We start from the raw sequence: 12,314 nt of genomic DNA on the forward strand, positions 1-12,314 counted from the left end.
CTGGTGAGGGGCAGCGTCAGGTGGGGGCGCGGCGGGGCCGGCCCCGAGTCGATCTCCACGATGTCATGCGCGCGCACCGCGACCTCGCCGGGCCCGCACGACACGGCCCGCGGCCACCTTCTGCAGCAGGCTGTACGCGAGAACCGGCAGCAACACATGCGGCCGGTCCGGCAGCGCCGTCGTGATGAGGACCGCGCCGGCGCTGCTGTTGTTCATCCCGCAGGCCAGCGTGACGGAGGCGCCGGCGGGAGGCTCGAGGCGCAGTACGCGCGCAGTGGTCCGGCCCAGCGTGAACGACAGCCCGCAGACGGTGGCGGCGACGGCCAACGCGGCCGCGAACAACACCGGTTCGGGGTGGCTGAGGAAGGGGCCGAGGACGCCGCTGGCATTGATGTACGTCAGCAGCAGCGAGGCGAGTATCGCCGCGGGAACCGCCGCGTCGAGGAGCCGATCCATGAGACGGCGGGGCAGGGCGAGCCGACACATGATGCCGGCACCGCAGGGCAGCAGGACCCCCGTGAGTGCGAAGCCGCTCCCCGCGGACCGCGCCGCTCCGGCCAGCGTGCCGGCGTACTCACCGCTCAGCAGCGGGCACAGCGCCGTCATCGTGACCGGGGTGGTCAGGGGGCTGACGATCGTGGACGCCAGCACGAGGCCCACCGTCGTCGGCTGATCGCCGTCGCCCTTGCCGGTCCACACCGTGGCCCCGGCCGCCACGGGCATGGCGACGATCAGGATCATCGCCGCGACCAGGCCACTGCCCCCGTCGGTGTCGGGCGACTGCCGCAGCGCGAACGCGACCACCGGGATGATCAGCAACGGCGCGACCAGGTGGAGGACGAGCCCGGTCAGCAGCGCGGTGGGGCGCGCGAGTAATGCCCGCAGCTCGTGCAGGGGCACTTGGAGACCTGCGGTGAACAGGACGAGAGACAGCAGGAAATGCGGCGTTCTGAAAGGGAGCTCGGGAAGTCCCAGGCCCCAGGCCGCGCCGAGCGTGTGCGTGTGGCGCATCCACAGGCCCGGAGCCGGCACCGTCGTGGCGGCGAGATAGGCCGCGCCGACGGCCCATCCGAGATGGCTACGGAGCAGAGTGAGGGGGGACGTCGCGTGGGGCGTGCGAATCATGGCGGCGCTCTTCCGTCGTGGGACCTGGGCGGAGACGGGGCGCCGATATTGCGGAGCAGGCGCGGGGAGCGAACCGTGCGAAGAGGTAGGTGCACAGACTCAGCCAGCAGAGGCTGAACAGCCAGCCGCCCAGGACGTCGGAGAACCAGTGAACTCCCAGGTAGACACGGGACAGTCCGACCAGTACGGCCCAGCAGCCGATGACCACGACGAGCGACTTTCTCCCACGTGGAGCGCGCGCGAGCAGCGCGAGAATGAGCAGTCCGCCGGTGACGGCGGATGTGGTGGTGTGGCCCGAGGGGAACGACCAGCCGGAGGCGTGCGTGGCCCAGTCCGCCGTCGCGGGGCGGGGGCGGGTGACCAGGGACATCACCCCGTACCGCAGGGCTTGCGCGGCGGCCAGGCAGCCGAGACAGCCGACGACGGCGAGGATCCGCCGGCGCGCCGTACGACCGAGGACGAGGCCGGCCACAGCGACCAGGACGTAGGGAACGATCCCCGTGCCGGTGTACGTCACTCCGCGTGCCGCGGCGAGGGCCACATCCGGGCGGTGTCCCACCGACCAGGAGGTGAGGGCCTCGTCGCCGAACAGTGTCGCGCCGTCCCGGCCGATGAGGATCAATGTCAGCAGCACGAACGCGACCGCGCTTCCCACCGCCACCGAACCGGCGAGATCCGTGGCGTCCTCCCGCGACGGCGCGATGCGCCGGGCTGAGGCCATCGGAGCGGCTCCCTTCCCTGGTGGTCACACGGACGCGGCAAGAGCCCACATCCCCGTGGTGACTACAATCCTGTAGACGGTCTACACAACTGTAGACGATTAAGAGGTGGGGAGCGTTCCCGGAGCACCCGATCGGATGCCGTACGCTACGTGTTACGTATAACCCTGGAGGCCCCGATGAGACGCATCGCCCTGGTCACCCTCGTCGTCGACGACTACGACGAGGCGATCCGCCACTACACCGACGCTCTCGGATTCCGGCTCGTCGAGGACACGCCACGCCCCGACGGCTCCCGCTGGGTCGTCGTCGAACCGGGCACCGAGACCGGCGGCAGCGGGCTGCTGCTGGCCCGGGCCAAGAACGAGGCGCAGCGCGGCCGGGTCGGTGACCAGACCGGCGGACGCGTGGGCTTCTTCCTGCACACCGACGACTTCGCCCGCGACTACGCCAGGATGCGGGCCGCCGGCGTGACCTTCCTGGAGGAGCCGCGCCACGAGCCGTACGGCTCCGTCGTCGTCTTCCAGGACCTGTACGGAAACCGCTGGGACCTGCTGCAGCCTGCCACCACCGCCTGAGCCACCCGAGAACACGCCGCTCACCACCTGCCGAACCTGCCGAGGAAAGACACGCATGACCGCGCACCGCATCGACGCCGACACCATCCGCCGCCTCCCCAAGGCCGTACTCCACGACCACCTCGACGGCGGTCTGCGCCCCGCCACCCTCGTGGAGCTCGCGGAGACGGTCGGCCACACCCTGCCCACCACCGACCCGCAGGCGCTGGCCGACTGGTACTACGAGGCCGCCAACTCCGGCGACCTGGTGCGCTACATAGCCACCTTCGAGCACACCCTCGCCGTGATGCAGTCCCGTGAGGGCCTGCTGCGCACCGCCGAGGAGTACGTCCTCGACCTGGCCGAGGACGGCGTCGTGTACGGCGAGGTCCGGTACGCGCCCGAGCTGATGGTGAACGGCGGACTCACCCTGCCCGAGGTCGTCGAGACCGTGCAGGAGGGCCTCGCGGCGGGCATGGCCAAGGCGGCCGCCGCCGGCACCCCCGTGCGCGTCGGCACCCTGCTGTGCGGCATGCGCATGTTCGACCGCACCGGTGAGATCGCCGACCTCGCGGTGGCGTTCCGGGACGGCGGCGTCGTCGGCTTCGACATCGCGGGTGCCGAGGACGGATTCCCGCCCGCCGACCACCTGGCCGCCTTCGAGCACCTGCGCGGCGAGAGCGTCCCGTTCACCATCCACGCCGGTGAGGCCCACGGCCTGCCCAGCATCCACCAGGCCCTCCAGGTCTGCGGTGCCCAGCGCATCGGCCACGGCGTTCGCATCACCGAGGACATCGTCGACGGCAAGCTCGGCCGCCTCGCCGGCTGGGTGCGCGACCGCCGTATCGCCCTGGAGATGTGCCCGACGTCCAACCTGCAGACGGGCGCGGCCACCTCCATCGCCGAGCACCCCATCACCGCCCTGCGCGACCTGGGCTTCCGGGTCACCCTCAACACCGACAACCGTCTGGTGTCGGGCACGACGATGACCCGCGAGATGTCGCTGCTGGTCGAGGAGGCGGGCTGGGGTGTCGAGGACCTGCGCACGGTCACGGTGAACGCGATCAAGAGCGCGTTCATCCCCTTCGACGAGCGCAATGCCCTCATCCGCGATGTGGTGCTGCCGGGCTACGAGGCCGCGCTCTAAGAGTCATCCCGTGATGAGATGCCGTTCGACCAGTTCCTTTTCGGGTGTGTCGCCTCTTGGCGGGGCGCTCCCTACTGGGGCGGCTGTTCCGACGTGGGCCTTGTGCCGCTCGTTCGCGGGTGGGGTCTCATTCGGGGTGGGCCGGTACCGGGCGGCGGTCTTTTGCCGAGCAGAGGCCCGCTGTCTGGGGATTCCCGGACGGCGGGCTGCCGCGTGGGTGCGGCCCCTGGCGGGGCGGGCACCGCGCTGCGGTTGACTCGACAGGGCCTCTTGCTGCCCTTGTGAGAACAAAGTCTGTGTGGTGCGCGCCTGGACTATGTCCAGGCGCGCCGTGCTGGGGTCGCCTGGGTCGGTGATCCGGACGTGCGCGGTGAGGGCCGCGGAGAGGAGGTCCCGGTCGGCGACCAGGCCGCAGGCGGGACAGGCGTGTACCCGGTCGGCGAGGGCCTTCTTGACCTGCTCGCCGCACAGACACATCTGCGACAGCTTGGTGGTGAAGGTCGAGGCGCGCAGCAGGCGGCCGCCGGTCTTCTCGCATTCGCGGCCGATGGCGGTGATGAGCCGGCCTGGTGTGGTGGCCTGCAGAGCTTTGCCCCACAGCCGGTACCACGTGCGGATGTCGCAGTCCTCGACCGTGAGGTGGGGGCCGTGGTCGGCAACGATGCTTGCGGCGATGCGGCGGGCCCGGTGGTCTTTCGCCCCTGCCGCGGCGGCCGCGGCCTGGGCGAGGCGTGCCCGGTTGAGGCGGTAGCCAACAGACAGGTCGTCCCTGCGGTAGGCCTGCTTGGGGACTCCGGCGTTGTTCGCCGTGCGGGCACCGCCGGGGACTTGGACGATCCGTTCGGGCAGGCCGGCAGCTCGGCGGCGTTCGGCGCGGATCTGCTGATGCTTCGACGGCCCGTACTGGCCGGGGTTCGACGCTCGGCGGGAGCGGTCGAGTGCACGTGTGCGGCCGCGTTGCTTGCGGCGGGCCTTGTCGAATGCGTTGCATTCTCGGTCGGTGAGCTCGATCCGGGACGTTTCGGCTGGACCGTCGTCGGGGTCGAAGGTGTCGGGGAAGGAGACGACGGAGAGGTTGGAGACATTGCCGTCGATCCCACCGACCCGCTCCATGCTTGCTGCGGCGCCGCGACGGGCGCGGGTGGCGGCGGACGTGTAGCCGCCAGCCAGCACCATCAAGTGGGCTTCGTAGGACCAGCCACCCGGTGCGCCGGCATCGCGGCGCCGGACGAGGTCGACCTTGTGCCACGTCTCCGGGTTGTTCAGGAAGTGCAGCAGACGGGGCCATCGGCCGGAACCCGCGGGCAGCCGCACCGGCAACACGAGGTCGCCACGGCGGGAGTCCGCGCCGCCGGTGAAGACGACGGTCAGGGGTCCGGTGTGGTCCCACCACGTCGCGGCCCGGGTCTTCGGCGTGCCCTTCGACGTCACCTCGCCGATCGACACACGGCCCGACGGCGGCGTCGGCACAGGCAGCCGCCGAGGCTGCTCGAGGACACGCGTGCCTGGCGGCAACCCGGCGGCCTGCTCAGGCGCGGTCACCGACGAGTTGAGGTCCCTATGCCGGTAGGCGGTGAAGTGCCCGGCGAGAGTGCCGTGCAGGCGGAACGTCTCCCACTTCCGCGCGGTGGTGTGCGATCGGGCACGGCCGGGGATGCGGGTGTGGTCGAACCAGCGGCCTACCTGCGGCCGGCCGAACCTGCGGCCGGTTGCATCGGGGAACAGGTGGCGGACGACGGCTTCCCACACTTCGTCGGCCTGGTGCATCACCAGAGCCTTCGTCACATGATGCCCCAGGTGCCGAGAGGCTTCCATGTGCCGGTAGCCGCGGCGCTCCATTCCTTCGCGGGACAGACCCACAGCCCGCCTCCACGCTTTCGCGTCGCTTTCCCGGCGCACATCCCCGGCCCAGTACGCGTCCACCGCGCCGCGGGCGTCGCGCTGCAGGGCACGCTTGAGCGACCACATCGCCGAGTACAGCTGCTCCAGACGGTGCAGGTCGTCGAGGTTGTCGACGTCGAGCGTGAGGCGGATCACCGCAAGTTCGGTGTCCTCGCCGCGTTTCCAGCGTTCGGCCTTGTTCTTTCCCCGGAACCGGCGGCCAGGCCCAGCGTCCGAAGTGGGCGCCACATCGAGCAGCGTCGTAGTCACGGGCATCCCACCTCCCTTTCTGGCTCTGGCGATGCAGGAGACCTGTCGGGCCATGTGACCGTCCGGCAATCACATTCAAAGCTATACGCCACCACTGACAACACCCGCTGTAGCAGGCGAGCTTGGCACCCTACGACCTCGCCCAAGCGCCTGAGCCTCGCCACGCCAACTGCACCACCGTCGGCCTGCGCGGGGCAGGGTTTGCCGGACCGCAGATGCGCCGGCACGTCGAACAACTCTGGGACTGAAACCCGGACCCAGGGCGGGGCCGGCCCTGGGCACTACCGTTCGCCGACCGGGCTCTGCTGCTCGACTTAAGCCAAGAACTACCGGCGGAGTGCGAGCGTGCAGATCGTGTGCCGCGCCCGCGACCGCCGCGTCGTCGCCGTCGGCGACGCATGGCCCGTACCGTCCTATTGGAGCAGCCCGCGGACGTACGCGGCCTGGCCGACGTGTTGCAGATCGTCGGCCAGGACGCTCACCAGCCGTACGCCGAGGGTGACGGCCGGGGTCCAGCGCTCGTCCACGACGCGCTCCAAGTCCTTGGCGGTCAGCCCGCGTACGAACTCCAGGCTCTGTTCGTGCACCGCGTCGTAGTAGCCGATCAGCAGGTCACCCGACTCGACCCGCACCTTGGCCACCTTCGCCGCGGTGTGACCGTACCCGGTGTCCCGGCGGGGCAGATCGAGCCCGAAGCGCTTCTCCCAGCCCTGCGCCAGCCAGACCTGGTCGAGCTCCGCGGCGTCGGCGACGTGGTCGTCCTGGATCCGGGTGAGATGCCAGATCAGCCATGAGATGGAGTTGGCGGTCTCGGCGGGCCGGGCATTGAGGTCGTCCGGGTCCAGACCCTGGACCGCGGCATGGACTTCTTCCTGGATGCGGCTGTACGCGTCGATGAGGATGTCCTTCGCATGCATGCGTCCACCATGGCGCACAGCGGCGCCTCACGCGTCCGCAATCCAGCTCCCGTGGAAGCCCAGCGGCACCCGGCCCGGCAGATGGATCCGGGCGACCGGCTCACCCGTGAAGTCCTGGGCGGCCAGGATCACCAGGTCGGCCGCCCCTCGATCGGGGTTGTGCACGTACGCGATCGCGTAGCCGTCGTCCTCGGCCTTCGCCCCGCCGACGGGACGAAGACGGCTTCCCCCGCGGCGGCGTCCCGCGGCAGGCGGTGCACCTGCGTGGTCCCCCGGAACAGGTCGTGCTTGATCAGCGCGTTGCTGAAGGCGCGGTCGGGTGGATTTCCGTCGGCCGTCGTGTACGCGAGCGTCATGTCGGCGGCGGCCGCGGTGTAGGCGTACCGGTGCCGCCGGCTCACCAACGCCTCGTGGACGCGTGGGAATTCCTGCGGGCGGTCGTCGATCGTCCTGGTGTGTACGCGACCGTGGGCCAGGTCGACGGTCCAGCGTTCGAGCGAGGCGGTACCGGCTCCGTAGGGTCCGTCGGAGCCGCGGCCCGCGACCTGGAAGGGTGCCGGGTAGGTCGTCATGTCGACGATCACGGAGGAGCCCTCGTCATAGGCGTTCAGGGTGTGGGAGTAGTAGACCGGCTCGACCTCGAACCAGCGGACCCTGCCGCCCGCGCGTGGCAGCAGGCCGACGCGCATCGGGTGTTTCTCGTTCCAGATGTAGGGGACGAGGTCGCCGCGCTCCGCGGCCGGGGGGTCGAAGGTGATGGGGAGATCGAAGATCACGACGTATTTCTCGGTGAGTGCGAAGTCGTGCATCATCGGCCCGTCCGCCACCGGGATCCTCGTGGTCCGCACGACCCGGCCCGTGTGATCGATGACGTGGTGCCGGACGTGGTCCCAGGTCGGGTAGTAGGCGATCGCGTGCAGTTCGCCGGCCGCCGCGTCGAACTTGGTGTGTGCGGTGAATGCTCCCTTGAGGGTGCCCCGGAAGTCGTACGTACCCACGGTGTTGAGCTCGTGGTCGAGTTCGTACGGAAGGGGTCCGCTCTCCTGGAGCGTCAGGATTCGTCCGCCCAGGCCGATCACATGGGTGTTGCACGGGAAGTCGTCCGGCGGCACGGGCTCGGGGTAGGGCTCGCCCAGCTTCTTGGCCACCGACGACGAGCGGACCCAGCGGTTGCGGTACCACTCGGCACGGCCTTCGCGCAGTCGCACGCCGTGCACCATGCCCTCGCCGAGCATCCAGTGGTGTGCGCGAGGGTCCTCAAGTCCGAGGACGTTGGGGCCGTTTCGCAGGAATCGGCCGTTCAGTTCGTGCGGGATCCGTCCGGTGACCGGCAGGTCGAACGCCGTCAGCTCCTCGGTGACGGGCTTGAACGCTCCGTCCAGGAAGGGGTAATGCCTGCTGTCCTGTGCGCGGAGTGGGGCGGGCGCCGCCGCTCGGCCGCCGATGCCGCCGATCAGCCCTCCCGCCGCCGTGACCGCCGCGCCCCGCAGGACCGTCCGTCGTGTGTGATCCGTCATCTCGGTACCCCCGCCTCGCAGTTCGCGTGCCCGACGTTCACGAGTCTGCGTCGGCGGACCGGCCTGGTCAGGAGTGCTGGGGCCCTTTCGGGGGTGGTGTCAGCCCCCCTCTTGCGAGGTGTCGAGAAGACCCATCAGCGCCCGCGCCGCCGGACTGGTGGCCGCCGGCGGCGGCAGCATGGCGACGGTCTCGTACGACGTGTCGGAGGCGGCCTTGAGGGGGAGGGCGGTGAGATCGCCGGCCTCGCGCTTGAGGCCGAAGTGCCGCGGTACGACGGCGATCCCGAGGCCCTCGTGGACGAGCTCCAGAAGGCTGTGCACGTCATTGACCTCAAGGGTCACGGTCCGGTGCACGCCCGCTGCCGCGAAGGCGGCGTCCGTGGTGCGGCGCGGCCCCCAGTCGGGGTGGAAGTCGACGAAGGCCTCGTCGCCCAGCTCCTGGGGCGTGAGCACGGCGGCGGTCGCCAGGTGGTGCGTGGGATGGCAGAGCACGGTCATCGACTCGCGGGTCAGCGGGACCGAACGCAGCTGGTCGGTGTCGGCCTGCGTCTTGACGGCGAAGGCCAGGTCGAGACGGCCCGCGGCGACCTCCTCGGCCAGCGCTCCGGACCCCGCCTGCCGCAGCCGGATCTCGACATCGGGATGGCGCCGCCGGAACGCGGCCAGCAGCCTCGCCACATGCACTCCGGCGATGCACTGTTCGGTGCCCAGGGAGAGCGTGCCGCGCAGCACGCCCTGCACGGCGGCCACCGCGTCGTGCGCCGAGCGGACCTGGGCGAGGATCCGCTCCGCCTCGGCCAGCAGCGCGCGACCGGCCTCCGTGAGGGTGACGCGACGGGTGGTGCGGACGAACAGTGGTGCCTGCAGCTCCCGCTCCAGTGCGCGGATCGACGACGACAGGCCGGACTGCGACACCATGAGCCGCTCTGCCGCCCGGGTGAAGTGCTGGTCCTCGGCGACCGCGACGAAGTGCTGAAGGTGGCGCAGTTCCATGAGGGGCAAGCGTAGTCGCTGATTGAGAAGCGTCATCGCTGAATCCCATCCGATTCTCCCGTTGGACCGCTGCTCGGGCGCGCGCGAGAGTGGAGTCCTGTTTTCCCGGCCCTCAGGAGTACGCGTTGTACACCGCACACCCCGACCGTTACGCGGACATGCCCTACCGGCGCGCCGGACGCAGCGGTCTGAAGCTCCCCGCGCTGTCGCTCGGCCTGTGGCACAACTTCGGCCCCGACCGGCCGGCGGAGACCCAGCGCGCGATCCTGCGCCGCGCCTTCGACCTCGGCGTGACGCACTTCGACCTCGCGAACAACTACGGGCCGCCGCCCGGCGCCGCCGAGTCGGCCCTCGGCGACGCCCTGAAGGCCGACTTCGCGCCCTACCGCGACGAGCTGGTCATCTCCACCAAGGCGGGCTACCTGATGTGGCCGGGCCCGTACGGCGAATGGGGCTCGCGCAAGTACCTGCTGTCCTCGCTCGACCAGAGCCTGGCCCGGATGGGCCTGGACTACGTGGACGTGTTCTACTCGCACCGCCCCGACCCGCAGACTCCCTTCGAAGAGACGATGGGCGCCCTGCACTCGGCGGTACAGCAGGGCAAGGCGCTGTACGTCGGCGTCTCCAACTACTCGCCGGAGGAGACCCGCGAAGCCGCCCGCATCCTGGGCGAACTGGGCACCCCGCTGCTCATCCACCAGCCGCGCTACTCGATGCTCGACCGCCGTCCCGAGGAAGGGCTCCTCGACGTCCTGGACGAGCTTCAGGTGGGCTCCATCGCCTACTCGCCGCTGGAGCAGGGACTCTTGACCGGCCGCTACCTCGACGGCATCCCGGAGGGTTCGCGTGCGGCGAGCGACAGCCCGTTCCTCAGCGCCGACACGGTCACCGAGGATCTCGTGCGACAGCTGCGTGCCCTCGACGAGATCGCCAAGTCGCGTGGGCAGTCCCTGGCGCAGCTGGCGCTGGCCTGGGTGCTGCGCGGCGGCCGGGTGACCTCCGCGCTGATCGGCGCGAGCAGCCCGCGGCAGTTGGAGGACAGCGTCACGGCCGTCGGTAACCTGGAGTTCGATCCGGACGAGCTCGCCCGGATCGACGCGATCATCAAGCCGTGACGCCCACGGGTCAGGCGGTGAGGCGCTCGCTGAGCTCCCACAGCCGGTCGGCCGCCTCGGGGTCGATGGCGTAGGGCAGCACCCCGGCCTTCCACGACCTGTTCATGAGGGTCCAGTCGCGTCCCTCCGCCGGCGGCATCGGGGGCGCGACGTCGCTGTTCTCGCAGTAGAGACCGCCCATTCCGTCGAGCAGGGGGCTGGTGGCGCACCACACGCTGGTGGCCGCCCCCTGCTCGACGTTCTTGAGCTGCCGGTCCGGGTCCAGGATCGGCTCGCCGTCGTCGTCGAGGACACCGACGGCCTTCAGGTCCTCCTCCGCGAGGTACCTCTTCAGGCCGGTGTCGACGATGCTGCCCGGATGCAGGGAGAAGGCGCGGATGCCGTCCGCTCTGCCGCGCTCGTCGAGCGCGAGGGCGAAGAGGATGTTGGCCGTCTTCGACTGACCGTAGGCGACCCAGCGGTCGTACGCGTGGTGCTCGAAGTGCGGATCGTCGAACAGGACGGGCGAGAACCGGTGCCCCCACGAGGACACGGCGACGACCCGGGCCCCGTGTGCCCGGCGCAGCGCGGGCCACAGGCGTGCGGCCAGCTGGAAGTGGCCGAGGTGGTTGGTGGCGAACTGCACCTCGTATCCGCGTGCGTCGCGCGTCAACGGGGTCGCCATGACGCCCGCGCTGTTGATCAGGATGTGCAGCGGCCGGCCGGAGGCGAGGAAGCGCTCGGCGAAGGCGTCGATCGAGGCGGGATCCAGCAGATCCAGGGTCTCGATCTCGATGCCGTCGATGCCTTCGAGCGCGGCCCGGGCCTTCTCGATGTCGCGCGCCGGTACGACGACCTCGGCGCCCGCGGAACGCAGCACGCGGGCGGTCTCCAGACCGATGCCGGAGTATCCGCCGGTGACGATGGCGACCTTGCCGGTCAGGTCGATGCCCTTGATGACGTCCTCGGCGGTGGAGGCGGCGCCGAAACCGGAGTGGAGGGGCTGTTGGGCGGTGGTCATGGCTCGAATCTCCTCATGTGTGCCTTGCCGCCACCATAGAACCGGCAATCCGTACGATGAATGCTTGTGAGTCCGCATTACTTGCGCGATAGTACGGATATGCCAGTCGACCCGCTGTCCGACACCCTCGCGCTCACCGACGCACGCTGTGTGATCTCCGGTGGGTTCACCGCCGGGGGGCAGTGGGCGCTGCGGTTCCCCCGGCCGGACCGGCTCAAGATCACCGCCGTCGTCAAGGGCAGTTTCTGGGTGGCGCTCGACGGTATGCCGGAGGCCGTGCTGCTGGAGCCCGGCGATGCGGCGGTCTTCGACGGCAGCCGCCCCTTCGTGGTCTCCAGTGATCCCGCGCTGGAGCCGGTGGACGCCTCGAGGCTCTTCGCGGACGCGCCGGAGCCCATGGTCCACCTCGGCGAGGGCGAGGAGGTCGTCTCCGTCGGCGGCCATGTCGAACTGGGGCGCTCGGGCGAGGAGTTGCTGCTGCACGCGCTGCCGCCGCTGATGCACGTCCGCGCGGCCGCGGCGGAGGCGCCCGTGCTGCGCTGGCTGCTCGACCAGCTGCTGCGCGAGCTGACGGCAGGGCGGGCCGGTGCCGACTTCGCGGCGGACCAGCTCGCTCAGCTCATGTTCGTCCAGGTCCTGCGCGCCTACCTGGCGGACGCCGAGGCGCTCCCGGCCGGCCGGCTGCGGGCCCTCGCCGACGACCGCATTGCCCCGGCCCTGCGTCTCATGCATGCCGAGCCGGGCCGTCCCTGGCAGCTGGAGGAACTTGCCAGGGCGGCGGCCATGTCCCGCACCACCTTCGCCCAGCGGTTTCGCGCCGTGGCCGGTGTGCCGCCGCTGACCTATCTGCTCGACTGGCGCATGAGCCTGGCCCGGCGCGCCCTGCGGGACGGGGAGACATCCGTGTCGGCCCTGGCCCAGAAGGTCGGTTACACGTCCGAGAGCGCGTTCAGCAATGCCTTCAAGCGCACGACCGGTGTCGCGCCGAGGCGCTATCGGGACGCGGTGCGGGCCGCGGCCACGAGCTGAGTGGCCCCCTTGGGGCGGCGGCCATGAGCCGAGCGGGCCCCGTG

Annotated in this window: 10 protein-coding genes and 1 pseudogene; 4 read left to right on the forward strand and 7 right to left on the reverse strand. The window is 70.6% G+C overall.

Translation table 11 applies throughout. The features are described 5' to 3' along the window. Positions 1-63: 63 nt before the first annotated feature. Together ACIBK0_RS41595 and ACIBK0_RS41600 are read right to left on the reverse strand one after the other, a co-directional pair. Positions 64-1,125 (reverse strand): sodium-dependent transporter, encoded by a 1,062-nt coding sequence (locus ACIBK0_RS41595; protein ID WP_399092237.1) that lies wholly within the window; start codon positions 1,123-1,125, stop codon positions 64-66. After that, positions 1,079-1,846 (reverse strand): phosphatase PAP2 family protein, encoded by a 768-nt coding sequence (locus tag ACIBK0_RS41600; RefSeq protein ID WP_399092240.1) that lies wholly within the window; start codon positions 1,844-1,846, stop codon positions 1,079-1,081. Before ACIBK0_RS41600 ends, ACIBK0_RS41595 begins: the two co-directional genes overlap by 47 nt. 177 nt (positions 1,847-2,023) lie before the next feature. Here ACIBK0_RS41600 and ACIBK0_RS41605 point away from each other — a divergent pair, with 177 nt between their 5' ends. Next, positions 2,024-2,422, forward strand: coding sequence for a VOC family protein (locus ACIBK0_RS41605; protein ID WP_399092243.1), 399 nt, complete (start codon positions 2,024-2,026; stop codon positions 2,420-2,422). A gap of 55 nt (positions 2,423-2,477) precedes the next feature. Continuing rightward, positions 2,478-3,548, forward strand: a complete 1,071-nt coding sequence (locus ACIBK0_RS41610) for an adenosine deaminase (RefSeq protein ID WP_399092245.1) — start codon at positions 2,478-2,480, stop codon at positions 3,546-3,548. Between the two features lie 3 nt (positions 3,549-3,551). Here ACIBK0_RS41610 and ACIBK0_RS41615 read toward each other — a convergent pair whose 3' ends face one another. The 4 genes and pseudogenes from ACIBK0_RS41615 to ACIBK0_RS41630 all read right to left on the reverse strand — a co-directional run bounded on the left by ACIBK0_RS41615 (position 3,552) and on the right by ACIBK0_RS41630 (position 9,126). Next, the gene (locus ACIBK0_RS41615) at positions 3,552-5,699 is read right to left on the reverse strand and encodes a zinc ribbon domain-containing protein (RefSeq protein ID WP_399092248.1); all 2,148 of its coding nucleotides are present in this window, start codon (positions 5,697-5,699) and stop codon (positions 3,552-3,554) included. A 413-nt stretch (positions 5,700-6,112) separates the two neighbouring features. Beyond that, positions 6,113-6,616, reverse strand: coding sequence for a DUF664 domain-containing protein (locus ACIBK0_RS41620; RefSeq protein ID WP_399092251.1), 504 nt, complete (start codon positions 6,614-6,616; stop codon positions 6,113-6,115). Between the two features lie 27 nt (positions 6,617-6,643). Continuing rightward, a pseudogene (locus ACIBK0_RS41625) lies at positions 6,644-8,133 on the reverse strand (carotenoid oxygenase family protein). Between the two features lie 99 nt (positions 8,134-8,232). Beyond that, positions 8,233-9,126 carry a LysR family transcriptional regulator gene (locus tag ACIBK0_RS41630; RefSeq protein WP_399092254.1) on the reverse strand — a complete coding sequence of 298 codons (894 nt, stop codon included), beginning with the start codon at positions 9,124-9,126 and terminating at the stop codon, positions 8,233-8,235. Positions 9,127-9,251: 125 nt separating this feature from the next. Here ACIBK0_RS41630 and mgrA point away from each other — a divergent pair, with 125 nt between their 5' ends. Next, positions 9,252-10,241, forward strand: a complete 990-nt coding sequence (mgrA, locus tag ACIBK0_RS41635) for an L-glyceraldehyde 3-phosphate reductase (protein ID WP_399092257.1) — start codon at positions 9,252-9,254, stop codon at positions 10,239-10,241. Between the two features lie 10 nt (positions 10,242-10,251). Here the strand turns inward: mgrA and ACIBK0_RS41640 are convergent, their stop codons facing one another. After that, positions 10,252-11,241, reverse strand: a complete 990-nt coding sequence (locus ACIBK0_RS41640; RefSeq protein WP_399092260.1) for an oxidoreductase — start codon at positions 11,239-11,241, stop codon at positions 10,252-10,254. Between the two features lie 99 nt (positions 11,242-11,340). Between ACIBK0_RS41640 and ACIBK0_RS41645 the strand changes: the two genes are divergently transcribed. Continuing rightward, the gene (locus ACIBK0_RS41645; protein ID WP_399092263.1) at positions 11,341-12,270 is read left to right on the forward strand and encodes an AraC family transcriptional regulator; all 930 of its coding nucleotides are present in this window, start codon (positions 11,341-11,343) and stop codon (positions 12,268-12,270) included. Positions 12,271-12,314 lie beyond the last annotated feature (44 nt).

Source organism: Streptomyces sp. NPDC050564 (assembly GCF_044457265.1).
GTDB lineage: Bacteria > Actinomycetota > Actinomycetes > Streptomycetales > Streptomycetaceae > Streptomyces.

Coding starts and splice junctions, on each gene's coding strand:
- ACIBK0_RS41605 (WP_399092243.1), top strand. CDS start 2,024: ATGAGACGCATCGCCCTGGTCACCCTCGTCGTCGACGACTACGACGAG.
- ACIBK0_RS41620 (WP_399092251.1), bottom strand. CDS start 6,616: ATGCATGCGAAGGACATCCTCATCGACGCGTACAGCCGCATCCAGGAA.
- ACIBK0_RS41645 (WP_399092263.1), top strand. CDS start 11,341: ATGCCAGTCGACCCGCTGTCCGACACCCTCGCGCTCACCGACGCACGC.
- ACIBK0_RS41610 (WP_399092245.1), top strand. CDS start 2,478: ATGACCGCGCACCGCATCGACGCCGACACCATCCGCCGCCTCCCCAAG.
- ACIBK0_RS41600 (WP_399092240.1), bottom strand. CDS start 1,846: ATGGCCTCAGCCCGGCGCATCGCGCCGTCGCGGGAGGACGCCACGGAT.
- ACIBK0_RS41640 (WP_399092260.1), bottom strand. CDS start 11,241: ATGACCACCGCCCAACAGCCCCTCCACTCCGGTTTCGGCGCCGCCTCC.
- ACIBK0_RS41630 (WP_399092254.1), bottom strand. CDS start 9,126: ATGGAACTGCGCCACCTTCAGCACTTCGTCGCGGTCGCCGAGGACCAG.
- ACIBK0_RS41595 (WP_399092237.1), bottom strand. CDS start 1,125: ATGATTCGCACGCCCCACGCGACGTCCCCCCTCACTCTGCTCCGTAGC.